The organism is Nostoc sp. NMS8 (assembly GCF_017115045.1).
In the GTDB taxonomy this organism is placed as follows: Bacteria; Cyanobacteriota; Cyanobacteriia; order Cyanobacteriales; family Nostocaceae; genus Nostoc.
Genome location: NZ_JABXKK010000108.1, coordinates 21664 through 47229 on the forward strand (window position 1 = coordinate 21664; position 25566 = coordinate 47229).

Here is a 25566-nt window from a genome sequence, read left to right on the forward strand (position 1 = left end):
TTAAAAATTTGTTTTCGACAGTTTTTCAATTTGTCCAGTAAAGTATGCTTCTTCATGTTTGAGTTGTTGCGCTAGTTTTAAACCTTTTTGAAAAGCTGTTAATGCTTGAGGAAACTCTTTACGTTCTAGATACAGTTGTCCAATTTGGTCATAAGCTTGCATCATTCCGTAAAAGTTGGCGGCTTGCGCCTGTGTCTGTACAAGAATTTGGCTAGCCTGCAAAGCTTCGTCTGTTTGTCCTTGAGAACGGTATAGCGCAATTAATTTCTGCAAAGCTTCACCAGCAGGAACGAACTGCTGTAATCGCCAAGCAGTAGTATAAGCTTCTTGATAATTTTTAAAAGCTTCTAGCAGTAAGTTAGGATCTTTCTTGGCAAGAGATTCATAATCTGAAGCGATCGCTAGCTTTAATTCTGGTATTTTAGTAAGATTTTTTTCATTGACGTAGATTTCTGCTAGCTTATTCAGTATGTTTAATGATTGCTGCGGTTGGCTTGTCTGCTCGTAAATATAAGCCAGTCGTTGCAAATATGTTATCTCGTTTACACGTTCGCCACGGGATGTAGCTAAACTCAATAATTCTTCGTAGATTGGGGCAGCTTTGGGATAGTCAAACCAACTTAAATGCAGTTCTCCAATTGTCTGGAGAGTTTCTACAAGTGCGATTGGATCTTTTTGCTCTCGCACTACGAGCAAAACTTGGTTGTAAGCTTCTATGGCTAGTTTAGACGATCGCACATTTTGGTAAGCTTGACCTAGCGATCGCCACAATTCTAAATCTATTGGGGCAGTTTTTTTCTCAGATTGCGTCTGTTTTTGAATTGCTTGCAATCGTTGCGTAATATATTGTACTTCTTCGCCGTTGTTTTGATTCCAAGCGATCGCACCGACTCGTGATAATGCTTGCACCTCTGCTAGTGAACCGAAAAAGCGCCGCAAACGCAATTCTCGGTTCCAAATTTCAAAGGCTGCTTCTGGTTCACCTGCTTGCAGTTTCGCCGCAGCTTCTTGATTTAGCGCATCCAATGCCGGTTCTAACTTTTGCCGTTCTTGGAGAGTTAACGGCTGTTGATCTTTAGGCGATCGTGGTAACAGGGGATCGGGTGTGGTAATCTCTAGAGGATTGGGAGGAAATTTGTCTGGTGGTTTGGGCTTCTTACTCTGTGCCAGCGTCAAGGAACTGCTAAAGAGTATAGTGGCAGTAGCGATCGCAATTAAACGCCTGAGCATAGGTACTTTACTTTGTCTTAAGTTGGTTGTATAAGTTAATTCTACGATTCATCTAAAGCATCCTGATTTTCTACAATCAAAGCATCCATCGTATATCTAATTTAAAAATTGCGTAGGCAAAGCCCATCAAAGCTATCGCAACCAGGATTTTTGAGTCTAGAAAGTGTCAAAATAATCCTAGATAATTTTTAAGCAACTAGTCGATCGTTTTGTAATGACTCATTCTACTGATATCGCCACCTTAGCCCGCTGGATGGCAGCTGACTTTAGCAATCAAGAACAAGCTTTTGAAAATCCGCCTTTTTATGCTCATATCCGCGTGTGTATCCGTCCCCTTCCATTAGAATTATTCTCAGGAGTAAGTTTGTTTCTCGAACAAGCTTATGATTTTATGCTCAATCAACCCTACCGGATGCGGGTAATGAAGTTGATTCCGGCAGAAAACCACATTGCTATTGAACACTACACCGTTAAAGAAGAACAAAAATTTTACGGTGCATCTCGTGAACCCGAACGCCTCAAAGAATTGTCTGTTGACCAATTGGAAAAAATGTCAGGTTGCAATATGATTGTAGAGTGGACAGGTAAGAGCTTCAAAGGCAGAGTTGAACCTGGTAAAGCCTGCATAGTTGTACGCGACGGCAAAAATACTTATTTGGATAACGAATTTGAGATTGACGCTAAAGAATTTTTTAGCCTTGATCGAGGAAGAGATTTAGACACCGATGAACGCCTTTGGGGTTCTATCGCCGGCCCATTTCACTTTGTCCGCTGGGGTAGTTTTGCTGATGAAGTAAAGGTGTAACAGGTGAAGAGTGAAAACTTATAACTCAGCGATCGCTTAAAGACTACCAGAAACATCCAGTTAACCCACTATCTCTACCTTAGAATCCTATGCTATCATGGTTAAACTAGCATCCTATGGCTACTAAATGCCTACTAAGACATCTTAGAAACATTAAAGTAGTTCAGGAAATCTTGCTGTGGCGGCATAGCCAAGTGGTAAGGCAGAGGTCTGCAAAACCTCCACCCCCGGTTCAAATCCGGGTGCCGCCTTAAGTGTTGTACATTAACTAATTATTTGTCACTGTTAACAGATTGATGTCAATTGTAACAAATTGGTGTCAATGTTAACAAATTAAATGTCACTGCTATATGTATGTGACATTTTTTAATAGCAGACCTCTGCCTTACCTTTCAACCCACTATAAATAAATTCAGTAATGTTTGGACTGTTATATCCAAACATTATTTTTTAAGCTGATTTTGAGAACCAGCATTGAAATATTCCAATTCTTTCAACCCGCCTCAAGCTAGGAGGGGCATTGAAACTCCACGCCTGAAACCCTTTATTTATTAAGTCTCCTAAAAGCACTTTTGACAGGACTACCAAAACCACTTGCTGGTTGACACTGAAAAAAGTAAATCAAGTGACAGCCCAAACTCTAGAAAGCATACGAACAAAGGGATTTAAAGTTTTGGCAGGAGTCCCGGGAAATCGCCCCCGCTTTGCCATGCCAAAAAATAATTAAGGTGGGTTCCTCCTTGCTCGGAGGTGATTCAGTAGCCACCACTGCGGTAAACCCGCACCTCTATTACTGGGGGCGCACCTTATTCCTATCCACAAGGGACAGCAGCATCAAGGTGGGCAGCTACCAGGGTCAGAAAGCAAGACTGTTTAACAGCAAGCAGTCAAACTAACCCAAATTTACACAGTACAGAGGCTTATAACAAGCATGAACTGCGGCGCTGTTGAATTTTCTTATACACCGTAGCACAGGTGGTAATTTCGGCATATATTTGATGGCTGCCCTCCCTAACGCCACATTTATCGGTTTCACAGGTACACCTGTCAGTAAAGCAGCAAAAGGACAAAGTACCTTCCAAACCTTCGGCGAACCTACTGACCCAAAATCCAGCCTAGATTCCTATTCAACCGCCGACTCAGTACGAGATGGCACAACCCTGAAGCTAAATTATGCCCTTGCTAAATCAGAGTTTCGCTTGATTTTAGAACTGAATTGGCGAGAAATTGCTACTAATCCACCAGCAGAATTTTTACAACAAGAAGAATATCCCCAGCCTTCTGTGCTGCATATTGATAAGTTAGTGGAACAAGTGCGATCGCAACGTTTCGACAAAATTCAAGACCAGTGTGGTATTTTGCAGTTATTGGATATTAGCCGTCCTGTTGCGATCGATGACATATATATAGATGTGAATATTTTGGAGTCAATTGCCAGTCAACAGTGGGTAGAAATCTCTGAACTGCAAAACCTTGATCCCAAAGAATTTGACCGTTTTGGCTTAGGTTCAGCTGACCAGAACCAGATACCTGGTACACATGTAGTTGAAACACATTCCAAGCTCAGGGTGCTAGGCAAACCAGGAGTAGGTAAAACCACCTTTTTGCAATATCTCGCCATTCAGTGCAACCAAAGCGCATTTGCAGTAAATCAGGTGCCGATTTTCATTACACTGAGAAATTTTGTTGAAGAGTCTAAAATTAACAACGAGTTCAGCCTATTAAAATACATCCGCCAGGAGTTTCTCACATCTGGAATTTTAGATCCCTCAGTCATCGAAACCTTGCTGAATGCAGGCAGAGTATTACTATTGCTTGATGGCATGGATGAAATTCTTAACCAACAAAGCAATGCTGTCTTAAGCGAAATTCGCAGATTTTCAGAGAAGTATCACAAAAATCAATTGGTGGCCACTTGTCGAACAGCCTCTCAAAAATTCAGACTCCAAGGCTTTACCGATGTTGAGATTGCCCCATTGACTTCAGAACAAATCCGAGCATTCGCTCAAAAATGGTTTGTAGTGTTTACCAAAACTAATCAAAAGGATGGTCTAGCCCAGTCAGTTGAATTTATTCAGAAGTTGGAATTAGATGAAAACTGGCAATTTCGCCAGAGCGCGGGGAATTTTTTCCTTCTCCTATCTGGCCTTTCAAGAATACTTCACAGCGAGGAAAATCGTTGCCAGCTATAACCTACAGGCATTAGAGCAAGCACTGGAAGGTCTGGTAAGTCATATCACTGACCCGCATTGGCGCGAAATCTTTTTATTAACCGCTACCATGCTTCGGAGTGCAGACTCTTTAGTACAGTTAATGAAGCAACAGATTGATGCACTAATTGCCCAAGACGATTATTTACAAGAGTTTTTGACCTGGGCTAGTCAAAAATCCCGCACCATTCCCACCCAAGCAAAAGATGCGACAGTTCGAGCATTTTACCTGGCCTTGAGTCGGACTCCTCACATAGCATCGCATTTTGCCCTAGCCAGCAGCCTCGACCAAGGGATCTTTCTGGATGTAGTATTAGATGACCTGCTGGTGGAGTGTGCAATTGATGGGAACCAAGACTTTGCCCACATCCACGCCTGTGGAGATGCTCTCTCAAACATTCTGGGCATTGTATTGGATGTTGGACTCCATAAATCGCTGCAACAACTCTCTGACCAATTTCCAAATTCTCATCAAAGTAAAGAACGGTTTGAGCTATGGTCGCAAACCAACTATTCAGCTTGGGCTGAACAGGTAAAGATGACGGTGATTAATTATCGCAATATTAACCAGCAGTGGCAGTTTAGCTCTGAGCAACAGCAAGTGCTGCAACGCTACTATGATGCTAATCAGTTACTACTCGATTGCCTGCATAGTAATTGTGAAGTGACGGCCGCTATCAGGCAAGAAATTGAAGCGACCTTATTATTACCTCAAAAGGAACTTGAGGATAGGGAATGGCAATAGTTTTGTTGGTTAAACTTTTATAGATATTTTCAATTAATTGAAAAGTTTTCTTACATTTTGTATCGTAGTTAATCAACTCATTTAAGAAATCAAACAACATTCGCTCATAGTACAAGAATCGAACCGAGTGATTTTAACCATTAAGTGGTTCTCTGCTAGGTAAGTAGGCGAGAAAATTTACAACTATGTCATTGCGAACTGAGCGAAACGAAGTGTACCCTACGGGGAAGCAAGCTACGCGTAGCGTTTCTAAGAGTTGCAATTGCAAGGGTTTCAAGCATTTTTCATTTCGTTACATAATTAAGTTTATTTGTGCTTACCTACTTTTTATTTGACCTATTCGGTTGTCTCCTCTTCTGAAAACTAAGAGTTTTTCAGATCGCTTTCCCCTTAAAGTCCTAATTGCAGGTCTTATTATGAATTTAATCAATGACTTTTGCTTGGCAGATGGGATACTTAAAGGTGTACAAGTACTCGTTGTAGACAACGATCGCGATAGTAGAGATTTGTACGCGTTTTTACTCAAAGACTTGAGTGCCAACGTAATTACTGCTGGTTCGGTAAAAGAAGCTTTAGAAATCCTGAGTTGGTTCACACCTAACATCCTGGTCTCTGAAATTAGATTTTCAGGTGAAAGCATTTATACATTGCTAAATACACTGAATGTTATAAAAGCTGACAATGGAAATCATATCCCAATTATTGTGACTTCAACCTCTACCACAGGTACTCACGATCAAATTCCAGATGTGGAGTTTGAAGAATATTTACTTAAACCCTTCGACCTCGATCAAATTGTTTCCCTCATTCAGAATTTAGTACAGAAAGAGGTGAAAGAAAATTGTTCTCACGATGTACTAGTTTGACAATAGTACAGGGCAATACGCTTGGGTTAAGGACGAATGGCAAAAATTTTGGGTTTTCGAGACGCGATAAATCGCCGTCTCTACAAGTATTTTGGTCTTATACTTCAGCTGCCTACCTATCGCGCTTGCGCTGGGCTTCGTGCGTGAGAATCAAAATGGTGCTGTCGATGCCATCATGAATATTACAGGCAATGGAGCGATCGCTATTTTGGGAAGGAGTGAAACACCAATTCTGTCGTCAGTAATTTGAAACGTCAGATCGAAATAAGCGAAGGGACGGTTTAACTGCCAAATCTTTGATAAATTCGACTTTATAAATTTTCCCACCGACTTACTTACACCAGCAATTTTTATTAGCTCAAAATTTATTAAAGCCACCAGAACGACGATAAAGTAACCAAATAAACAACGGTGAACCCAGCAAGGCAGTGACGGAACCTACGGGTAGTTCTACAGCTCCTAGCCTAGAGAGTAAATCTGCAAAAGTTAGCAACCATGCACCTGCAAGGGCAGAAAGTGGTAAAACAAAGCGATGATCTGTACCAACGATGAGGCGGACACCGTGAGGGACAACAAGACCAACAAATCCAATCAAGCCACTGATGCTGACTGCACCTGCGGCTAATAGAGTGGCGACACCGCCAATCAACAAGCGCGATCGCGTTAACGAAACCCCCAAACCCACAGCCAAATCATCTCCTAAAGCCAGCACATTTACCGATCGCGCCAGCAAACATCCCCCGATCAATGCAACGATGATGTAAGGGCCAGCCGTAGCAATTTCTTGCCAACCACGCCCATTCAGGCTACCAACTAGCCAACTGAGTGCAATTTGAATTTGACCGTCTTCAGCTAAGAGCAACAATGTACTTTGTACAGCACCAAATAAAGAACTGATCGCTACTCCGCCTAAAATCAACCGCTCAACCGAAATACCCGACCCCGCACGACCGAGCAAAATAACGATCGCAGAAGTCAAAATTGCTCCCATCCACGCTGCTAGAGGAATTGCGATCGGGAATATGTGCCACACAATCATCAGAATCACAATTAATCCTGCACCCGCTGAAATGCCCAAAATAAATGGATCGGCAAGACTATTGCGTAGCATTCCTTGTAGCAATGCTCCTGACATTCCCAAGGCTGCACCAACAATCAGAGCAGCAGTAATGCGTGGGAGACGTAAATCCCAGAGAATAGTCTGTTTAACCGGATCACCTTTGCGGAGAATGGCTTGCCAAAATTCCGACATATTTAAGGGTACTGCTCCTTGAGAAAGTGATAGCCCTAGCGTTACCACCAGTGCTATACCAAGGAGTAAAACAGCCCAAAATACGCGGTGTTTAGTAAAAATTGTCTCAATTGGTCTAGTCAAATTTAGATATGTATTTTTTTTAATATAATTCGTCTTAGACATAGATGCATTTGGATTGAGAGATTGGACAAGGAGAGAAGGGAGTTAAAATTTGAACTTTGAACCTCAGAAGCTCAAAGTTGAACCTCAGAAGCTCAAAGTTAAACCTCAGAAGCTCAAAGTTGAACCTCAGAAGCTCAAAGTTGAACCTCAGAAGGTCAAAGTTGAGCCTCAGAAGGTCAAAGTTGAGCCTCAGAAGGTCAAAGTTGAGCCTCAGAAGCTCAAAGTTGAGCCTCTGAGGCTCAATTTTTAAGTTTTAAAGCAGTTGTGCCATGCCCAACTACGTCAGTTCCAGCCCACCTTGATAACCAGTGACAATCCGCCCACCATCCTTGAGGATGTGGATTTCTATCTGGTCGCTAGCCCAAGTAATTTGGTCTTGGAAAGCTGGGTTTAACACCCGAACTCTTTGATTGCTAGAAGAGACTGGAGAGTTGGGAGAATTAATTGCTAGAGATTGGACAAAAGGCCCGTCAATCAGGATATCGAGTTGTTCTAATAATGCTTCTGAACCTGGTGGCGCGGATTGAGACTGTAACTGCTTAAGAGTGAATCCAGTAAAAGACATGACATTTAAGCCAGCAGCTTTTACCTTCTGAGCTAAAGATGCCAGTGCAGTAGCTTGCCAAAACGGTTCTCCACCAGAGAACGTTACACCTGTGTTGTGGGGATTACTGATAATATTTTTGGCAAGGGTATCAACAGCAATCAATTGGTTAGCCTCAAATGACCAGGAGTTAGTATTAAAGCAGCCAGGACACTCACGAAGACAACCTTGCACCCAGACGACTGCACGACAACCAGGGCCATTAACTTCTGACTGATCGACGTAACCCATAATGTTGAGATAGCCTGGGGGAATTTCGATGAGTGCTAACGATGGGTCAGTTGGCTTAGTTTCCATCTCTTTAACTCCTTTTAGCCGTTGCCTGTTAACCGTTAACTATAGCTAATCTCCAATTATATAACCGTGAAAATTTGACTATTCAGTTAAGTAGCACCATAGTGCTTTTATCTAAGTTTACGGGGGAAGTTGGGAGAAGAAGCGATCGCTTCCTCAAATGAATTTTTTGCCCCAATTCCTCAACATCAGTACTTTCCCTTTTCGTGGTGGGGATACTGAGGGAAGGAAGGCGATCGCAGTCTCCACACTAGTATTTTAAATAAATTTTAAAGGTTACTGTGAAAAGAGCGATCGCTTTTCATCAGGTTTAGGGTTAAGTAGCATTATCTAATTAAGTTATGTTGTGATATTATACTTACTTAAAAAGTATTCTAGTTCTTCATCACCACCATACCTACTTAAAACTTGAAGTCTTATCTCAGTCCTATTATCTTCAGGCCAATCTTCTATATCTGTGTAACCACTAGGTAAGCCTAATGCTTCCTCCAAATCTTCGATTGACCATCCAAGTTTTTCAAGCCCTTTCACAGTGAAAATTATTCTAGGATCAACATAAACGTCAAATTCTCGATAGCATTTGCAAATAATTTCTAAAACTTCAGTAAAATAGTTATGACAAAGTTGAAGCACTTCACCATCAGGAATGTCTTTTACATTTAAATCTTTTGAAAATTCAAATCTATAAGAATATACAATCTCAAGGGGTTGTCCGCCAAAGAAACCACTGTGAGTAACAGGAATGGTTCCTGTCTTCTGAACTTGATTTCTCAACTCCACAAAATATTTAGCAAGATTACTATTTTTTAATTTTTCTTGCTGTTGAGGATACCATTCATTAAAACCAGGGTATTTAGACATGACAGCTTGCAGACAGAAAGTAATACTTCTTGCAGCCGAAACAAACGCACTAAATATATACTTAAATTCTTGGTAGCTGTCTTGTTTGTTTTTCAACATATCGAGGAAATAATCTGTTTCGGCAACTTTATCAACTACAAGGTAAAACCCTTTCTCAGGAAAAATGAATTTATCTGTGTTTGGATTCATAAACTCTACTATTTAGTAATTTATATTTTATTTGTATAGTATATTTGTACCAGCAAGATAATAACACAGTTGTTTAAATTTAGGGTAGATGCCCAAAAAAACCAGAGAGTTAAAAGCAATTTTGTTGAAGGCTGGATTTGTCTATCGTCCTGCAAAAGGTAGTCATACCTTCTGGACTCACCCACCCATTGATACCTGATGAACCAGTTACCATTCCTGGAAAAGATTGAGACGATGCACCCCGGTACTTAGAAAAGCAAGTCAATCGGGTTTTGAAGCAACTAGGCGAAATAGGGGAAGAATAATGAGCGAGCGATCGCTACAGTATGGTAATTCAATGGTCAGATGAGGATAATTGCTACTTAGTACACTTACCGGAATTCCCTTGGCAGCAATTCCATACTCACGGTAAGACTTATGAAGAAGCCGCTAAACATGGGCAAGAGGTAATTGAATCTCTGATTGAATGGTATGGAGAGCAAGAAAAACCTTTGCCAAAGCCAATTACTTTTCCTCAGAAACCGTTAAAAGTGGCTTAAATATTTTGCACAGGTGGAGCGATCGCACCTTATCCCAATCCCTCAACATCAGCACTTTCCACTTGCAACTCAACAGACTCAAACTTCACTTTATTATATAAATCCTGTAAGGAAATCTCAAAGGGTACGGTTACAAGTGCGATCGCTTCATCTTCTTCATCATATTCACGAAGCGTCCATTGCTTTTTCCCGGTTTTGGAAAATTGATCTACATGAATCCGAGTTTGGTCAATTAATAGATATTCTTGGAAGGTAGAAATAGTCCGGTAAGCGTGAAATTTATCTTCGCTATCGTACCCTTTGGTAGATTTTGATAAAACCTCAACAATAATCTGTGGATTCAGAATTATATCCTTTCGGTTGTTAAAAAACTCTGGTTTACCTGCCATAATCATCACATCTGGATAAGTATAGGTAAGTTTTTGGGGTATCCATAGACGAACATCACCCATGAAAACTTCGTAATCTTGCTGGCGAAACGCAAAATTTAAGGCAGCACTTAGATTCAACGAGATTCGATTGTGATTTATTGTTCCACCTGCCATAGGAATTATTTGCCCGTCAATGTATTCGCTTTTATACTCAGCAGCTTCTTCTAGCTCTAAATATTCCTCTGGGGTATAGTATCGCTGTTGTGTTATTTGCATAGTTTTATCGGGTAACAATGTTTAACGATACGGAGCATCTAATGACCCATGTTTACCCAACAGTTTAACGTGGTTGAATAGAATTGCGATGTGCTTTCTACAAAGTGAGCATAGGTGCAGCCCAACCTAAGCATCGCTATCTCAATTCACAAAGTCTTGTAGCTTATTTTCCTATTGATAGCCAGCTGCTTGTAACAGAAACAACTTGGCATAACGTCCTCCTAGCTTTAACAAATCTTCGTGAGTTCCCTGTTCTATAACTTCGCCGTTTTCTATAACTAGAATTTTGTCAGCCATTCGTACCGTTGAGAAGCGATGGGAAATCAAAAGTACCATCTGATTTTTAGTAACAGTGCGAAAATGATTGAAAATCTCAAACTCAGCTTGGGCGTCTATTGCTGATGTTGGTTCATCTAACACCAAGATATCTGCTTGCGATCGCATAAATGCACGAGAAAGAGCAATTTTCTGCCACTGTCCCCCCGAAAGTTCCTGTCCTCCCTTAAACCAACGACCAAGTTGAGTCTGAAAATTTTGGGGTAATTGGTCAATAAAAGATTGGGACATGCCTTTTTCAGCAGCAGTTCGCCAACGGGTTTTGTTTTCGAGATGTTCTACATCGCCCACGCCAATATTCTCCCCCACAGTGAACTGGTAGCGGACAAAGTTCTGAAAAATCACACCAACGCGACGCCGTAACACATCCACATCCCATTCTTGCAAGTCCAAGCCATCTAACAAAATTCGCCCAGAGTCAGGGGTGTAGAGTCGGGTAAGTAGTTTGATTAAGGTAGTCTTACCAGAACCATTTTCACCCACAATTGCCAGTTTCTCTCTGGGTTTCAAATGCAGCGAAATGTTTCTCAATGCTGGCTTGGAACTTCCCGGATAAGTAAATGATACGTTCTCGAAACGGATACCATCTTGGGAATTTAAACCAATGGTTGCCTTCCCCCAAGACTTTGGTACTTCTTCTTCTAGAAAATCATAGAGATTTGATAGATATAGGTTGTCCTCATACATCCCGCCAATAGAAGTAAGGGCATTGGAGAAAGTAGATTGTCCTTGGCGGAATACAGTAAGATACATAGTCATATCTCCCAAGGAAATCTTACCTAGCACTGTTTCCAGCACAATCCAAGCATAAGCTAGGTAAAAAGCACCAGTACTAACTAAACTCAGCAGATATCCCCACAATCCTCGCCGCAGAGTCAAATCGCGGTCTTCGCCATAGAGTTGATTGAATAAGTTGCGGTAACGTCCTAGCAACATCTCTCCCAACTGGTAGAGTTTGATTTCTGTGACAAAATCTTCTCTTGCTAGGAGATTTTCTAAGTAGTGCTGTTGACGAGTTTCTGATGCACGCCAACTAAATAAGCGAAAGGCTTCTCCAGCAAACTTTGTTTCGGCAATAAATACAGGCATAGCTGCCAAAATCAGCACCACTACCGCCCAACCTGAGAAATTTACTAGCAAAATCCCGTAGGTAATGAGGGAAAGGGCATTTTGCACTAACCCAAAGGTGCGGTTTACTAAAGAAAGGGGACGAACTGATGCTTCTCGGCGGGCATTGGTCAATTTGTCATAAAATTCTGAGTCTTCAAACTGCCTAAGATCCAGTGTCAGCGCCTTTTCTAAGATGAGTACATTTACTCGCTGACCCATTAGCGCCCGCAATAACGACTGACAAATGGTGATTCCTCGCTGACTACCTGCTAGTAAAATTACAGCGATCGCTTCTAATCCTACATAAAATAGCGAGGGATTAATATTGACAAAACTATTGTTGTGTGAACTAACTTGAGAAGCAAATACCACTGCATCAACAATTAATTTACTGATGTAAGATATTGCCGCCGGTAAAAGACCAGCCACCAAAGTTAAACTAGCCAGAAGAATAGTAAGCGATCGGCTAGTAGTCCATACTAAGCTTACAGCCCGTCCACTGTAGCGAAAAACCGTCAGCGATTGACGTAGGATATTTCTTTTTTTTTAATCTTCATCTTTATTGCCGCGAGATACCCCAGCTTGGGCGGATCTTCCTAACTTTTTTAATCTTTATATAATTTTAACAATAAAGAACTCAGAACTCAGTACCTAGAATGACGAGTATCCGGCTGGGTGGTGAATACCATGCTGAAGTTAACGGATATTCTGACTCCTGAATTCTGAATTCTGACTCCTGTTTACATTTTTATCCCCACAATCTCCTACCTGCCTTCCCACTTAATTTTTGGTGAGTATCTGACAACAAAGCTGGAATATCTAACTTTTCTGGACACCGAGGTAAACAATCACCGCATTCTGTACAGCGATTGCCTTTCATTCCAGGAAACCAATGACCGGCATTTTCAAACATTCCGTAACGATATTGGCCATAGTCTTTCATGTCGTATGCCACTGCAAGATTACGTAACCGTAATACCTCTGGAATATTGATGTTTTCTGGACAGGGCAAACAAGCATAACACTGGCTACAATTGTCAGTTTCCAAAGCAACTTTTTGATGATTTTCTAAACGCAAAAAAGTAGAAATTTCTGCTGATGTTAACTCTCCATCACGATCAGCAACTTGCAAAGGTTCTATTAATTCTTCTGGGTTGGCTGGCCCTATACTCAAAGTAGTAATACGCTGATTAGAAAGTAAAAATCGATAATTTAGTTCTAAGGGTGAATACGGATAACACAGGTCTTTTAAGGTCTGAGGTGGCGTGTAGAGGCGTCCTCCCTTATCAGCAGGGGAAATAATGAAAATACCCATATCTTTCTCGGCAGCTAGTTGAATCGCTGGTGCGTGCCGTTGAAAAAAATAGTAATAATGCAGATTGACAAATTCAAATAAATCTGTATCGATTGCAGCCTGAATTACCTCTAATGGCCCGTGGGTAGAAAAACCGGCGTGTCGCACTCGTCCATCGGCAATAGCTTCCTCAACGGCCTGCATACAGCCATTTTTAGCTTGCACCCACTCCAAATGTTGCCAAGTGTTTAAACCATGAATGCTTAAGCAATCTACATAATCTAACTGTAATCGTTCTAGAGATTCGTCGATGCACCGACGCATGGAGTCACCATCTGCTGTAGCTGAGATTTTGGTAGTGATGTAAAGCCTCGTTCGGGGTACTGATAACCCAGCTTTTAGCGCCCTACCAAGATACTCCTCGCTTTTGCCGTAACCTCTGGCGGTTTCTAGATGATTAATTCCTAATGCTAAGGCTTTTTCGATGGTTTGGTGAGCATTTTCAAAAGAAGCCAGGTAACGCATTGTTCCCAGAGAAAAAACCGAGAGGCGCAGATCCGTTTTCCCAAAGCGTCGGTATTGCATTTTTAACAAAGTTAGGAGTGAACAGTTAGGAGTTATGAGTTGAAGCAAGTAATTCCTGACTCTTAACTCCTAACTTTTTTTGCTTACAAGTTAGGAGTTTAAGCAAAATCACTCATAACTCCTAACTCTCCTAGCTGTCGCCATTACCAAAGCGCTTGATCAAATCTTCAGGACGGAGATTGGAAATAAATTCACGGAAGGCTTGCTGTTCAGCTTCATCTGCATCACGATCAACAGGGATAGAAGCATCGGCAATTACTTCTTCCATTACCCAAATGGGGGTATTTGTACGGAGGGCAATAGCGATCGCATCGCTAGGACGCGCGTCAATTTCTTTTTTAACTTCACCTTGCTGGACAATTAAAGCTGCATAAAATGTATCCTTTTGCAGGGAATGAATAATTACCTTTTCTAGAGTCATGTTCCAAGTCTCTAGAAGATTCACAATCAGGTCGTGGGTTAAGGGTCTGGGAGGCTTCTGATTCTCCAACGCGCCCATAATGGCCCTAGCCTGTTCCTGACCGATGTAAATTGGCAAAGCCCGCCGATCTGAAGAATCTTTCAAAAGTACGATCGGGCTGCGGGTTATGGCATCTAATGCTATGCCAGCAACTTTCATTTCAATCATTGGCTAGGCCTCTACAATTCTTTGAGAGCCTTGGATGCTGTGTAACAAATAGTACCCCTTTTTCGGCGGTTTGGCGACAGTAATAAACATAAGCATTCGTTCTCTATAATTGCTTCTATTAAACTCCGAACTTGGGGTGAAAACCAGAGTAAGTCCAACTGGTCTTCTTAGACAATAACCTTCTTACCCAAGTATGCCTCGTGAAGGATGCTAATGTGTTAATATCCCTATACGAAAAAAAGTCAGAAAATATACTTGGATGTTTGAGATTTCTGTGACAATTACCAATTGACTTCAGCCAAAATTAGGCAATAAATAGAGTTAGTTTGACAAAAAAGCCGTGTTTACAGGATTAATCCAGGCATTAGGAACGATGGAACCCTTAGGGGGCGATTCTTGGCAAATTACTTGTGTGAGCCAGTCGGGTGAAGTAATTATGCAAGATTTGGCTTATGGTGACAGTGTTGCTGTCGATGGTGTTTGCTTGACAGTAGAAAAAGTTTTAAAGAACGGGTTTATCGCCACGGCTTCACCGGAAACGTTACGCCGCACGACGTTGGGAGGAGAGCAAACGCAACAGAGATATGTCAACTTAGAAGCATCGCTAAGGGTAGGCAGCAAAGTTGGCGGTCATTTCGTGATGGGTCATGTAGACGGCATCGGTCGATTGCTAGTGGCAGAGCAAACGGCTAGTTCTTGGGAAATGACCTTTATTGCATCCGAGGCGATCGCACGGTACATTGTCCCTAAAGGTAGCATCGCCGTCAATGGCATCAGCCTCACAGTTGCCGCTTATGAGCCAGAACTCTCTCAATTCAAAGTGGCGGTAATTCCCCTCACATATAGCGAGACAAATCTCCGCTATTTGCTTCCTGAGAGTTTGGTGAATCTAGAAGGAGATATTCTTGGCAAATACGTCGAAAAATTCCTTTATTCTGGCAACCCAAACACCACTGCCCATGATGAAAATAGTATGGATGGCATTACACCCGCATTCTTAGCAGAACACGGATATTTGTAATTGGGTATTGGGCATTGAAAAGAGGCAGAGAGGAAGGGTGCAGGGGGCAGAGGTGAAAACTTTTCTCCCTTGCTCCCTGCTCCCTTGCTTCTTCCCCAGTCCCCAGTCTCAACTACCTGGTTGCTGACTAACCTGGGCAGTCTGTAAGCCTCGCACTAACTGGCTGAGAGCGCTTTGTAATTCCACGCCTGGGTCAGTAGCAACCCACCCATCTTGTGTTAGGTGACGGACTTCAAAGTGCAAGTGAGGCCCTGTGGAAGCTCCGGTGCTGCCAACTAGCCCGATGACAGTTCCAGGCTGTACCCATTGACCAGGTTTCACAAGGATTTCTGACATGTGGCCGTAGAGAGTTTGTTCAGCAGATTTGTGATTTAGGATAACAGTTAAACCATAACCGCCCATCCAATTAGCAGTTTCTACTTGACCAGCCGCCGCCGCCAAAACTGGTGTTCCTGTGGGCGCACCCAAGTCTGTACCAGCGTGGAAGCGTTGGTTTCCTGTAATTGGATGAACTCGCCAACCAAACAAAGAAGTAATGGGAGCGGGAATAGACAAGGGATACATCATTCCCGTACCACTATAGGCGACTCGTCCCATAGAAGGGATTTGTGGCAACACTGATGCCAGTGAGAAGTCGTAAGCTACGTTGCTGGGGCGGGGTGCAATATTACCATCTGCCATTGGTGCAGGTAAAGTACCACCACTCGGCGCAATGGGAGTTGCACTAACTGTTGTGGGGCTGAACTCACCAGGACTCGGGATAAACCGATTCGGGCGAAATGCACTCTTGCTGTCACCAGTAGAACCACTTTGAGCAGCACGCCATCTGCTGGTGTTGCCAGTACTTGCAACCTGCCGCACGGGTGAAACTACTGGTAATTGGGCGTTTTCACTTCTTCTGAGCCAAGTAGGTGCTGCTTTACCATTAGAATCAGCTACACTCCTTTCGGGTACTTTGGCGCAAACGCCGCCTAATACGCTTTGCCCTGAAGGCAAAATGGCTCGGCAGCCACTAGAGCGTTCTGTGAGAATTACGGAGTTTGGTGCCTGATAAGTACCTGTAGCACCACTGTCATAACTATTAGGATCGATATAGGCGTTATTATAATCCTTGGTTTTCCCCGCAGTTGCACTGACAGGGCTGTTTGAGTTATTTGGTTGAGCAACTTCTGGAAGTTTTTCAGGTAAAGAGCGGGCGGGGGTATTGGGTTTTTCTTGCCTTACCCTTGCAGGAGTCACCTGGGAGGCTTCTACTTTGGGCTTTGACTGTCTGGTAATGACAACAGGAACAGGTTCAGCAGCTTCGATTTTGGGTGTAGACTGCCTAACTGGCTCTTTTGATTGAGCAACCTCTGGTTTGTTTAGTCTCTGTCTGAGTCTGGCTCGCCGTTGAGAAAATTCTGGTTGCCCTTGAGTGGCTTCCGGTACAACAGCCTGTTTTTTTACTGGATTTATAACTGCTGTTGGTTGAGAACTTTCAACAGTGGGAACGATATTGTCTATTTGTGTTTCCGTTTGGGCAAACACGAAGCCGCCGCTGAGGAGGCTGAGGCTACTCAGCCAACAGAGGCTCTGGGCTGGTAGTGTTGAGGCAAAACGTTTTTTTGTCAGACCTTGCTGCCATAAATAATGCAAACTATCAGGGGCAGAATTTTTGCGCTGCGTCATTTGTTCTCTCAGTTGTGTGTAATTAGCCTAAAGAGATGATGCTAGTGGTTTGTCTTGCCCAAAGAGCGAAATTTTGAACAAACCTCAAATTTAAACGGAAGATTTATGGTACCCCAAACTGATTGTACCGGGTTCAATATAAATTTCCGGTGTAATTAGTTCCTTTGTATCATGTGTTTCTAAATCAACTCGTAAATTTCCTTGAGATGTCACTCCAACTACTGTACCTGAAAGATTATTGACGGAGACGCGATCGCCCATGTTTGTAAGCAAATCTAGATAGCGAGACAAGAGTACCTTTACTCCTTCTTGTTCCAGGCACTCCATACCGGATTCTATTCCCAGCAAGACTTTAGAGGTTAATATTTCCAGACAAGAGATTGGTCTAAAATTTTGGGATGCTTGCCACGATTCCAGATTGATTCCAGTTTCGGGTACTGGGTTTGTCCAGTTAATACCAACACCAATTACTGCTTGGGTGATTTGTCCTTTGTTTACTTTGGTTTCTGTCAAAATGCCGCCGAGTTTGCGACCATTTAGAACTAAATCGTTGGGCCATTTTATCCCAACATCTATGCCGAGTTGGCGCAATTGAGACGCAATTCCCCAACCAGTAGCGAAAGTTAACTGATAGCTGTTAGTAGCTTCTATTTTGTGGTCGAAAGAAATCGCCACGGAAACATATAATCCGCCAACTGGAGAAATCCACTGACGGCCCCATTGTCCGCGCCCAGCAGATTGCTCGGTTGCGATTACTGCTGTTCCTGAAATAGCCCCTTGGTTGAGTAAGTCCCAGAGGGTTTGATTGGTTGAGGAGACGCTTTCAAAAAAGTGAAGAGAAAATGGTAAATATGTATGCTTACGCCCTACTTGCAAGGCTGCTTCCAAGTTTTGCAGATTAAATCCCACAGCAGTTAACCCAAATTCCGTTGTTCAAGTTAGCATTGATTTGTTTAGGTTTGGTTCAAGATGCACACTTGGCACTGGCACAATTGGGAAGGACTGCCCTATCTAACTTGTAGTCTTTTGGAACGTTGGCATCACGGCTTTTTTACCCAGCAGTTCTGGCCGCGATCGCCACAAGTTATCACAGAAGTATTGCAACCAGAGGCATCAGTCTATCGCTTAAAGCAGGTTCATGGCAATACTGTTCTCACCCCTCAAGAGGTTGAAAGCTTTTTAAGCTCTGCTGAGGAAGATTTAGCATCGGCAGATGGTTTAATGAGCGAGCAGCCTCTACAAGCTGTTTGGGTCGCTAGCGCAGATTGTACACCCGTATTGATTGGGGATGTGCAATCTGGACGGGTGGCAGCATTACACGCGGGTTGGCGGGGAACTGCGAAGAAGATTGTGCCCCAAGCGATCGCTCGATTACAATCTCAAGGTAGTAAACTCGATGATTTACGCATTGCGATGGGCCCTGCGATCGCTGGTGAGGTCTACCAAGTTTCGATTGAAGTGGCTGCCGAAATTGGGGCCAGCATTATATCACATAATAGCCAAGAAAAAATTCTCACTGCATTATATGAGCTACCAAATTCACCTTTACTAGAAGACCCCGATCCCGGAAAAGTACGGCTGGATGTGCGGCGAGTGAATACCTTACAACTGGAAAATTTGGGAATTAGTGCAGAACAAATTGCGATCGCACCTTATTGTACTTTCCAAACACCAGAGCATTTCTTTTCTTACCGCCGGGAGAAAGAGAAAAAAGTTCAGTGGTCAGGGATTGTTAGTGGCAAAACAAGTCAGTAGCATTCAAATGTGTTTTGGCTGATAGAGCGATCGCTTTATCAGCTTGGATTCAATATGATTCAACATATAAATTTGCCATGTTGTGGATCAAAAATACGACCACGTAATGGATTAACGCTTCATCTCCAAGCAGATTTTTAATTCAGATAAATCTGACATCGTGAATCTCAACTTCAATCAAATCGTTATCTTTAAGGTTATATAGCTCTCGAAGTTTCACATCGCAAGCTATCTCAATAATTGTTCTCGGATGATCTCCATTTTCGGTATTATTTTTATCTGTTCTTAAGATAAAAGCATCTCTGCCAAATATTTTACAGAGAACAATGCTCACAGAAACAGTCCCTCCATATTCTTCCTTTTCCAGACGAATCACATTCGTTGGCAGATAGTAAGGTTGATCTAAATGAATATTTAAAGTTCCAGGAAAGAATTTCATTCCCGTTTTTCTCAAGTAATATTCCTGGAGTTTCTCAATCCAGTAAGAAAAGTTTCCTAAACCACTGACAACCTTCCCTTTTAAAATTTTCATATATCCTGATTTTTGTAAATATGCTGGTATTTATATTGTGAGATGGGTATCTCGCCTGCCCTATGGACTGGGCTCTCGTGTCGCCCACCCCACAAGAGTTAATTGGATATTTTTTATTTGTAATTTCCTTAGAGATTGTTTTAAAAGTCTAAGTATTAATTTTTAATTCTGCCTTGTGGTACTAGTGTCTTGCTTTTTGCTAGTAGCTATGTCAATATTAGTTGCTAACATCTGTAAGTCAATCGACTTGCCGTAGATTATAATGCAATTTATATGAGCATTAAACGCCGTCACTTACTAGGAATGGGCATATCAACAGCAGCCGTGGCAGCCTGTGGAAAGATTGCCAATGCCCCATCAACAACGCCTAGTGTCGCTCCTGTGGCGGCGACAAGTAAGAGTGCAAGCAAGCTACGTCTAGGCTTTCAGCCACCCTATGTTGCAGTGTTTGCGCTGCGGCAACAAAAATTCTTAGAGAAGGCATTTGCAGGACAATCAACCAGTTTTGAGTTCCGTCGCCTACTCTCGCTCAAGCCAGTTACCGAAGCATTATCTGCTGGAGCTTTAGATTTAGGTTTAGGGGGTACACCTGTAGCTGCGATCGCCGCAGGTCAGCCCATCCGTGTCATCGCCTTAGTTGAACGTAGCCCAAAGACCCACGGATTGCTAGTTTTACCTAACTCACCCATCAAGAAGGTAACTGATTTAAAGGGTAAGAAAATCGGCAACCCATCGGGAAAAAGCTACTTTTTTGCAGTACAAGTACTAGAACGGGCTGGACTAAAAGACACTGATGTGCAATGGGTTCAGATAGAAAACGATGCAGGTAGAGCCGCATTACTTTCAGGTGCGATCGATGTATGGGGAACTTGGGATCCTTTTTATGCCAGTGCTGAAGTTGCTAAAGAAGTAGTTCCATTAGTAGATGGCGGCGACTATGTGTTAAATTATGTCGCTCTGTTTGGGCGCACAGAGTACATAGAACAAAACCCAGAGACAATACAGCGGTTTCTTCAAGCCTATAAGCAAGCGCTAACCTGGGTTCAAGATAACCGTCAGGCGGCGGTGGATATCCTAGTTAAAGAGAATAAGCTTTCACCAGAGGCCGCGGCTTTGACTTTGGGTCGTCGTAATTTACTGTTTGAGCCACCTAATCAGGAATACCGCCAAGAACTTGTCACACAATCCCAACTACTGGGTCGTCTGGGACTGATCAAACAACAGCCGAACTGGGATAAAGCAATTGATACAGCGATCGCTAAAACCGTCGCCTCTTGAGTAGCTTCGTTAGCGAGTCGTGCAGAATTGAAGAAGAGTTCAGAAGTCAGAATGGGCTACGTACCGTAATCCCTTCGTCTTTGAGGTGCTGATACAGCATTTACAGCTGTTATGAGGTACAGTAGCAGCAACTAGCAAACCAGTTTCTTAAATGTTGAGGATTTATTAATTGGAGTGCAACTGAGATTAATTTATCAACCATTTCTGTTGTAGTTGGAGCAAAACTGCGTAAAAAAGATTTAAGTTGTGACCACCATAATTCAATTGGATTAAAATCGGGGGAGTATGAAGATAAACAAATAACTTTCGCACATAAACTAGATTCAATCATTGGCACAATTGAATCTAGTTTATGTGCGGATAAATTATCCATTACTACCACTGCTCCTGACCATAAATTTGGCACTAAAAACTTTTCAATAAATAATTCAAATGCAATGCCATCCATTGAAGCATTCATTGTCATTAATGCAACTACTTTTTTAATACTAATTGCTCCAATTACTGTAACTTTTGATCCACGGTAGAAGGGGTTAAGAGAGTAAGCTCTTGTTCCCATTTGTGAACGGGCATGAGTCAAGAGTTAACCCAAGCAAGACACCAGTTTCATCCAAAAATACTAAGTTTTCTGGCTCTATATGTTTGACATGCTCCCAATAATCTAATCTTAAATTTAGGACTCTCTCTGTCCCCGCTTGAGTACTCTGCTTTGTTTTTTTTTACGATTTAATCCTAATTTATGTAACGCCCGACACATTAGAACTCTTGCAAAAGTGTTTTGTGGTATGATTAAGGTTTTGGCAATTTTTGATTAGGACTTTGAGGAGCAGTGAAAATAGAGAAAGCCAAGCAGCTTACTGCAAAAAAATTTAAGCGAATGACTGGAGTGAGCCGTAAAACCTTTGAATTAATGGTTGATGTGGTTAAAACTGATGCTCAAAAGAAGAAGAAGCCTGGCCGCCGTCCTAAATTAATTATTGAAGACCAAGTTTTAATGGTAATTCAATATTGGAGAGAATACCGCACTTATTATCATATTGGATTAGATTTTGGGCTTTCGGAATCTGCGGTTTGCCGAATAGTTTTTAAAATTGAAAATATTTTAATTAAGTCAAGAAAGTTTAGTTTACCGGGGAAGAAACAATTATGGAAAATGTCCTCTGAAGAAGATTTAGTTGTAATGGATGTCACAGAGAGTCCAATTGAAAAGCCTCAGAAAGGCCAAAAAAGGTATTTTAGTGGAAAACAAGGAGAACATACTTTAAAAACACAGGTAGTAATCCGCCAAAAAAGCAGCCAAATCATCTGTTTGGGACATGATAAGGGAAAAATCCATGATTTTCGCTTATTTAAAAATAGTGGAATAAAATTTGGAGAATTAGTTAAGGTAATAGCGGATAAAGGCTATCAAGGAATTGCTAAGATTCATCAATTAAGTGAAACACCAATTAAAAAACCAAAAGGAAAAAAGTTGACGAAAGAACAGAAAAAATCCAATCGGGAACTCAATCGATTAAGAATTGTTGTTGAACACGTAAATCGTCGTCTAAAGATATTTAAAATTTTGTCTGATAGATATCGAAATCGTCATCGACGTTTTGGGTTAAGAGCGAATTTAATTGCGGGAATTTATAATCACGAATTAGCCATATAAATTAAGATAAAAAATCGAATTAATCAAATAATTTCAGTATTAATCAATAACTGAAATGATGTTTGCTGCCATCTTCTTAACTAGCGTAGGCGCAGCCTGCCGTAGGCATCGCCAGATAATACTTGCTAGCATAAAATGATAACCTCTTACTATTTTAATGTCCCAAAATTAAAAATAAAACAACCCTTAATTATACTACAAAATATTTATGCAAGAGTTCTATTGCACTTTGACCTACCCAATTGCCAGTCTTGTCTGCAAAGAATTCACACAACTCTATCAATGTTGCATCTGGATGTGCTTCAACTAATTCCCTTAACTCTACTTCAGCATTTGTTAAATGACTAAATTGTGGTTTTCCTCGCGGCTTGGGTTGTAAATTTCCTTCAAGTTTTTGTTGCTTTACAAGCTTTTGCACTAAACTCTTTGAGACGGAAAATATGTTAGCTACTTTCCTGATTGAGATATTTTTTTGAAGATGTGCCGCAACTATTTTTTCTCGAAGCTCGACAGAGTGGGACTTCATTTAAAGGTATTTATACTTTAATTTAGTGTACCTCATAATAGACGCAAGTGCTGTATGCTTTAAGTGCTTCATGTACCGTAATACCTGCTGCAATCACTGCGGTTTGATCGCGATCGCAACTACATATAACCTTGCTGCTACCCATCGTGCTGCTTAGGATTGGTGAGCATAAATCATGTGAGAAATAACTGGCGGTTCTTCGCCTTGATGAAAGGCAAAAACTCTTTCACGAACCTCTCGATCTGCTACCGTAAAGCGTTCATACTGACGTAAATGATCCACCCAAGACTCAACGATAAATGTCTCTAAATAACGATTCGGCACAGATGTATCATGAAAGATGCCCCAGCGAATTGCACCATCTCGTAGCCGCACCATTCGCAGAGCATGAATTGCTGTAATGAATTTCTCTGCTTGCTTTGGGTCAATATAATATTCAAGTGTGACTAAAACTGGCCCTTCTTCTGGTTGCAATTCAATTACTACTAGCGGTTCCGCCCGCCGTAATGCTGGGCCTAAATCAAGTTTTCCTGATAGCAAGCGGTAACGCCGTGCTGTGAATGTTCCCCCGACTAAGCCAATGGCAGCAACGAATAAGGCACTCGGCATTCCCCAATGTTCTGCCGCTACACCCCAAACAATGCTACCAATTGCTGAACCTCCTTGAAATACCATTTGATAAGTTCCTAGCGCCCGCGCCTGTACCCAAGCCGGAACCGCAAGCTGCACTGTAATATTCAAGCTGGATGTCATACTTGTCCAAGCAATTCCAGCCGCCACCAAAGCTAGCAACACCAAAGGTACGTTGTGAATGAATGCCAGTATTAATGTGGCAACTGCAAACACCAGAGTTCCTGCAATCACAACTCCATCGGCTGTCAGATGTTGCCGCACTCGTGGCAGCAAAATCGCACCGATAATCGCCCCAAATCCAAAGCTACCGAGTAGTAAACCATACCCACCTGCTCCCTGTCGTAAATCCTGCTGTGCTACCAAAGGCAGCAACGCTAATAACGCACTCGTGCAACTAGTTAAAACAGCCGCACGAATTAACACGGCTTGCAAAGCGGGAGAAAAGCGGACATAACGAATACCAGCCCGCATAGAACCTAATACTCGCTCTGTGGGGAGAGCGCTTTCGTAAAACGGTTTGCGCTGCCAACGGTAAAGGATAATAATCACCCCAATAAAGGAAAGGGCATCAATTAAAAAGACGACTCCCGCATTTGCAGCTACTAGTATAAAACCTGCGATCGCAGGGCCAACTGCTCTTGCAATATTAAACCCAGCACTATTTAAAGCAATAGCAGCTATAAGTTCCGATCGCGGTACTAATTCTGGTACAATTGCTTGCCAAGCTGGGCCATTCATTGCCGCTCCCATGTTCAGCAAAAACGTCAGCGCCAACAGTGACCACGGCGTAATCGTACCTGCAAAAATTAATCCACTCAATATCAGTGCCGCAACCAGCATCCAGGCTTGCCAAAACAGCAGTAACCGACGGCGATCGAAAATATCTGCCGTTGCTCCGGCTGGTAGTCCTAACAGCAGCACTGGTAAAGTTGCGGCTGTTTGCATGAGTGCCACCAATAGGGGAGAGGTGGTGAGAGAAGTCATTAGCCAAGCTCCCGCCGTGTCCTCCATCCAACCGCCAATGTTGGAGACAATTGAGGCAATCCAGCGATCGCGAAACAAAGATTTACGGAGCGGACTCCAAGCAGAGGTTGTCATGACTGCGCTATGCACATATTTACTTCAGCATTCGAGGAACGGGGTAATGGCAAGACACCCACCCTACAAGAAGAAGTAGTTGAGTATTTTTTATGCAGTCTTCATGCTACGCGTAGTTTGTTTTTTTGCAGTAGTACGCGCAGCGGACGCAAAGGAAAAGAAGATATGCTTAACTGAACTGTATTACCTATGGAGTACTAGTTGGAGTTGGGGTACTAGTTGGAGTTGGGGTACTAGTTGAACTTCCAGGATTAGCAATAGCACGAACCTGTTGCAGATGTTCTTGGAGGGTTGGTAGTGCTTGAGCCGCAAATGCTTTCACGTCTGGATCTTGTCCTTTTTGAGCTTCATTCTGAAATTCGGAGACATCTTTTTGATGACCTCGAAGCATCTCATTTATATATGCTTGATCGAATTTAGTACCAGAAAGCGCGGATAAGCGTTGCTCGGTTTGCTGATTTGTCCTACCGATAGTAGTTGGCAACGTGATACTTTTTTGAGTGGCTAACTGTTTGAGTTGATTATTCACCTGGGTATGATCTTGAACCATACGCTGTCCAAATTGTTTGACCGCATTGCTGCTTCCACGTTGTGATGCCAGTTGTCCTAGTCCGACTTCTGCTAAACCATCTTGAGCGGCATCAGTCACGAATCGTCTGTCTAAAGAACTGAGGTTATTTTGCCCTGATGTTCTTGGTGAGGTAGTTGGTGAGGCAGTTGGTGAGGCAGTTGGTGAGGTGGTTGGTGAGGCAGTTGGTGATGCAGTCTCAGTATTTTGTACAGGCACAGCAGATGGAGCTTCAGATGTATTCTGGTCATGGGGAGTAGTTGGTGTGCAACCAGTCGCCAGAGATAAGGCGATCGCTACTAAACCAGTAGAGAGTATTTTGAAGTTGGACATAATCAATGTTCTCCTTAGATAAAGCTATATTTTGAAACGTTGAATGAAAAACAAGTGCGATGGCATAACCGCCCGCTGGAAGCGATCGCACAGTAAGCTACAAACTAAGCCGATTAATGTGAACCAGATGCCGCCGATTT

General features: G+C 42.3%; 27 protein-coding genes and 1 tRNA gene. 12 read left to right on the forward strand and 16 right to left on the reverse strand.

Annotation, left to right across the window (positions count from 1 at the left end):
• Positions 1–1230, reverse strand: coding sequence for a hypothetical protein (locus HWQ39_RS28815; protein WP_292853080.1), 1230 nt, complete (start codon positions 1228–1230; stop codon positions 1–3).
• A 214-nt stretch (positions 1231–1444) separates the two neighbouring features.
• Here HWQ39_RS28815 and HWQ39_RS28820 point away from each other — a divergent pair, with 214 nt between their 5' ends.
• From HWQ39_RS28820 to HWQ39_RS28840, 5 genes are all read left to right on the forward strand, one after another.
• Positions 1445–2035: a chromophore lyase CpcT/CpeT gene (locus HWQ39_RS28820; RefSeq protein ID WP_179064554.1), complete on the forward strand. Its 591-nt coding sequence runs from the start codon at positions 1445–1447 to the stop codon at positions 2033–2035.
• Positions 2036–2215: 180 nt separating this feature from the next.
• Positions 2216–2286, forward strand: a tRNA-Cys gene (locus HWQ39_RS28825).
• 696 nt (positions 2287–2982) lie between these two features.
• On the forward strand, positions 2983–4227 hold the full coding sequence (locus tag HWQ39_RS28830; RefSeq protein WP_292853083.1) for an NACHT domain-containing protein: 1245 nt from the start codon (positions 2983–2985) through the stop codon (positions 4225–4227).
• Entirely contained in the window at positions 4127–4990 is an 864-nt protein-coding gene (locus HWQ39_RS28835; protein WP_292853085.1) for a hypothetical protein, read from the forward strand. The genes HWQ39_RS28830 and HWQ39_RS28835 overlap by 101 nt, the downstream gene beginning before the upstream one ends.
• Before the next feature lie 416 nt (positions 4991–5406).
• A complete protein-coding gene (locus HWQ39_RS28840; RefSeq protein ID WP_292853087.1) occupies positions 5407–5856 on the forward strand; it encodes a response regulator in 450 nt (149 codons plus the stop codon).
• A 358-nt stretch (positions 5857–6214) separates the two neighbouring features.
• Here the strand turns inward: HWQ39_RS28840 and HWQ39_RS28845 are convergent, their stop codons facing one another.
• Positions 6215–7219 (reverse strand): iron ABC transporter permease, encoded by a 1005-nt coding sequence (locus HWQ39_RS28845; RefSeq protein WP_292853192.1) that lies wholly within the window; start codon positions 7217–7219, stop codon positions 6215–6217.
• A gap of 103 nt (positions 7220–7322) precedes the next feature.
• Here HWQ39_RS28845 and HWQ39_RS28850 point away from each other — a divergent pair, with 103 nt between their 5' ends.
• On the forward strand, positions 7323–7523 hold the full coding sequence (locus HWQ39_RS28850; RefSeq protein WP_292853089.1) for a hypothetical protein: 201 nt from the start codon (positions 7323–7325) through the stop codon (positions 7521–7523).
• Between the two features lie 27 nt (positions 7524–7550).
• Here the strand turns inward: HWQ39_RS28850 and HWQ39_RS28855 are convergent, their stop codons facing one another.
• Both HWQ39_RS28855 and HWQ39_RS28860 read right to left on the reverse strand, forming a co-directional pair.
• Positions 7551–8174 carry a 4Fe-4S single cluster domain-containing protein gene (locus tag HWQ39_RS28855; RefSeq protein ID WP_292853091.1) on the reverse strand — a complete coding sequence of 208 codons (624 nt, stop codon included), beginning with the start codon at positions 8172–8174 and terminating at the stop codon, positions 7551–7553.
• A 336-nt stretch (positions 8175–8510) separates the two neighbouring features.
• The gene (locus HWQ39_RS28860) at positions 8511–9221 is read right to left on the reverse strand and encodes a hypothetical protein (protein WP_292853093.1); all 711 of its coding nucleotides are present in this window, start codon (positions 9219–9221) and stop codon (positions 8511–8513) included.
• 88 nt (positions 9222–9309) lie between these two features.
• Here HWQ39_RS28860 and HWQ39_RS28865 point away from each other — a divergent pair, with 88 nt between their 5' ends.
• Together HWQ39_RS28865 and HWQ39_RS28870 are read left to right on the forward strand one after the other, a co-directional pair.
• Entirely contained in the window at positions 9310–9420 is a 111-nt protein-coding gene (locus HWQ39_RS28865) for a type II toxin-antitoxin system HicA family toxin (RefSeq protein WP_292853095.1), read from the forward strand.
• A gap of 127 nt (positions 9421–9547) precedes the next feature.
• On the forward strand, positions 9548–9760 hold the full coding sequence (locus HWQ39_RS28870; protein ID WP_292853097.1) for a type II toxin-antitoxin system HicB family antitoxin: 213 nt from the start codon (positions 9548–9550) through the stop codon (positions 9758–9760).
• A 29-nt stretch (positions 9761–9789) separates the two neighbouring features.
• On the opposite strand, the gene HWQ39_RS28875 is transcribed toward HWQ39_RS28870, so the two are convergent.
• The 4 genes from HWQ39_RS28875 to HWQ39_RS28890 all read right to left on the reverse strand — a co-directional run bounded on the left by HWQ39_RS28875 (position 9790) and on the right by HWQ39_RS28890 (position 14360).
• The gene (locus HWQ39_RS28875; RefSeq protein WP_292853100.1) at positions 9790–10407 is read right to left on the reverse strand and encodes a Uma2 family endonuclease; all 618 of its coding nucleotides are present in this window, start codon (positions 10405–10407) and stop codon (positions 9790–9792) included.
• A gap of 171 nt (positions 10408–10578) precedes the next feature.
• Positions 10579–12387 carry an ABC transporter ATP-binding protein gene (locus HWQ39_RS28880; RefSeq protein WP_292853194.1) on the reverse strand — a complete coding sequence of 603 codons (1809 nt, stop codon included), beginning with the start codon at positions 12385–12387 and terminating at the stop codon, positions 10579–10581.
• A 214-nt stretch (positions 12388–12601) separates the two neighbouring features.
• Entirely contained in the window at positions 12602–13732 is a 1131-nt protein-coding gene (locus tag HWQ39_RS28885) for an aldo/keto reductase (RefSeq protein WP_292853103.1), read from the reverse strand.
• 130 nt (positions 13733–13862) lie between these two features.
• Positions 13863–14360: a bifunctional nuclease family protein gene (locus tag HWQ39_RS28890; protein WP_012406891.1), complete on the reverse strand. Its 498-nt coding sequence runs from the start codon at positions 14358–14360 to the stop codon at positions 13863–13865.
• A gap of 340 nt (positions 14361–14700) precedes the next feature.
• Between HWQ39_RS28890 and HWQ39_RS28895 the strand changes: the two genes are divergently transcribed.
• Positions 14701–15381 (forward strand): riboflavin synthase, encoded by a 681-nt coding sequence (locus HWQ39_RS28895; protein WP_292853106.1) that lies wholly within the window; start codon positions 14701–14703, stop codon positions 15379–15381.
• Between the two features lie 108 nt (positions 15382–15489).
• Here the strand turns inward: HWQ39_RS28895 and HWQ39_RS28900 are convergent, their stop codons facing one another.
• Both HWQ39_RS28900 and HWQ39_RS28905 read right to left on the reverse strand, forming a co-directional pair.
• Entirely contained in the window at positions 15490–17049 is a 1560-nt protein-coding gene (locus HWQ39_RS28900) for a M23 family metallopeptidase (RefSeq protein ID WP_292853109.1), read from the reverse strand.
• Positions 17050–17139: 90 nt separating this feature from the next.
• Positions 17140–17958: a biotin--[acetyl-CoA-carboxylase] ligase gene (locus HWQ39_RS28905; protein ID WP_292853112.1), complete on the reverse strand. Its 819-nt coding sequence runs from the start codon at positions 17956–17958 to the stop codon at positions 17140–17142.
• A gap of 60 nt (positions 17959–18018) precedes the next feature.
• Between HWQ39_RS28905 and pgeF the strand changes: the two genes are divergently transcribed.
• Positions 18019–18804: a peptidoglycan editing factor PgeF gene (gene pgeF / locus HWQ39_RS28910; RefSeq protein WP_292853115.1), complete on the forward strand. Its 786-nt coding sequence runs from the start codon at positions 18019–18021 to the stop codon at positions 18802–18804.
• 142 nt (positions 18805–18946) lie between these two features.
• On the opposite strand, the gene HWQ39_RS28915 is transcribed toward pgeF, so the two are convergent.
• Positions 18947–19336, reverse strand: a complete 390-nt coding sequence (locus HWQ39_RS28915) for a DUF120 domain-containing protein (RefSeq protein ID WP_292853117.1) — start codon at positions 19334–19336, stop codon at positions 18947–18949.
• Between the two features lie 273 nt (positions 19337–19609).
• Here HWQ39_RS28915 and HWQ39_RS28920 point away from each other — a divergent pair, with 273 nt between their 5' ends.
• Positions 19610–20614, forward strand: coding sequence for an aliphatic sulfonate ABC transporter substrate-binding protein (locus HWQ39_RS28920; protein ID WP_292853119.1), 1005 nt, complete (start codon positions 19610–19612; stop codon positions 20612–20614).
• A gap of 109 nt (positions 20615–20723) precedes the next feature.
• On the opposite strand, the gene HWQ39_RS28925 is transcribed toward HWQ39_RS28920, so the two are convergent.
• Positions 20724–21194, reverse strand: coding sequence for a transposase (locus HWQ39_RS28925; RefSeq protein ID WP_292853121.1), 471 nt, complete (start codon positions 21192–21194; stop codon positions 20724–20726).
• Positions 21195–21443: 249 nt separating this feature from the next.
• Between HWQ39_RS28925 and HWQ39_RS28930 the strand changes: the two genes are divergently transcribed.
• Positions 21444–22268 (forward strand): IS5 family transposase, encoded by an 825-nt coding sequence (locus HWQ39_RS28930; protein ID WP_292853123.1) that lies wholly within the window; start codon positions 21444–21446, stop codon positions 22266–22268.
• A gap of 190 nt (positions 22269–22458) precedes the next feature.
• Here the strand turns inward: HWQ39_RS28930 and HWQ39_RS28935 are convergent, their stop codons facing one another.
• The 4 genes from HWQ39_RS28935 to HWQ39_RS28950 all read right to left on the reverse strand — a co-directional run bounded on the left by HWQ39_RS28935 (position 22459) and on the right by HWQ39_RS28950 (position 25426).
• On the reverse strand, positions 22459–22794 hold the full coding sequence (locus HWQ39_RS28935; RefSeq protein WP_292853125.1) for a hypothetical protein: 336 nt from the start codon (positions 22792–22794) through the stop codon (positions 22459–22461).
• Positions 22795–22816: 22 nt separating this feature from the next.
• Complete coding sequence (locus HWQ39_RS28940) at positions 22817–22939, reverse strand: hypothetical protein (RefSeq protein ID WP_292853127.1); 123 nt, start codon at positions 22937–22939, stop codon at positions 22817–22819.
• Between the two features lie 8 nt (positions 22940–22947).
• Positions 22948–24525, reverse strand: a complete 1578-nt coding sequence (locus tag HWQ39_RS28945) for an MFS transporter (RefSeq protein WP_292853129.1) — start codon at positions 24523–24525, stop codon at positions 22948–22950.
• A gap of 187 nt (positions 24526–24712) precedes the next feature.
• Positions 24713–25426 carry a DUF4142 domain-containing protein gene (locus tag HWQ39_RS28950; RefSeq protein WP_292853131.1) on the reverse strand — a complete coding sequence of 238 codons (714 nt, stop codon included), beginning with the start codon at positions 25424–25426 and terminating at the stop codon, positions 24713–24715.
• Positions 25427–25566 lie beyond the last annotated feature (140 nt).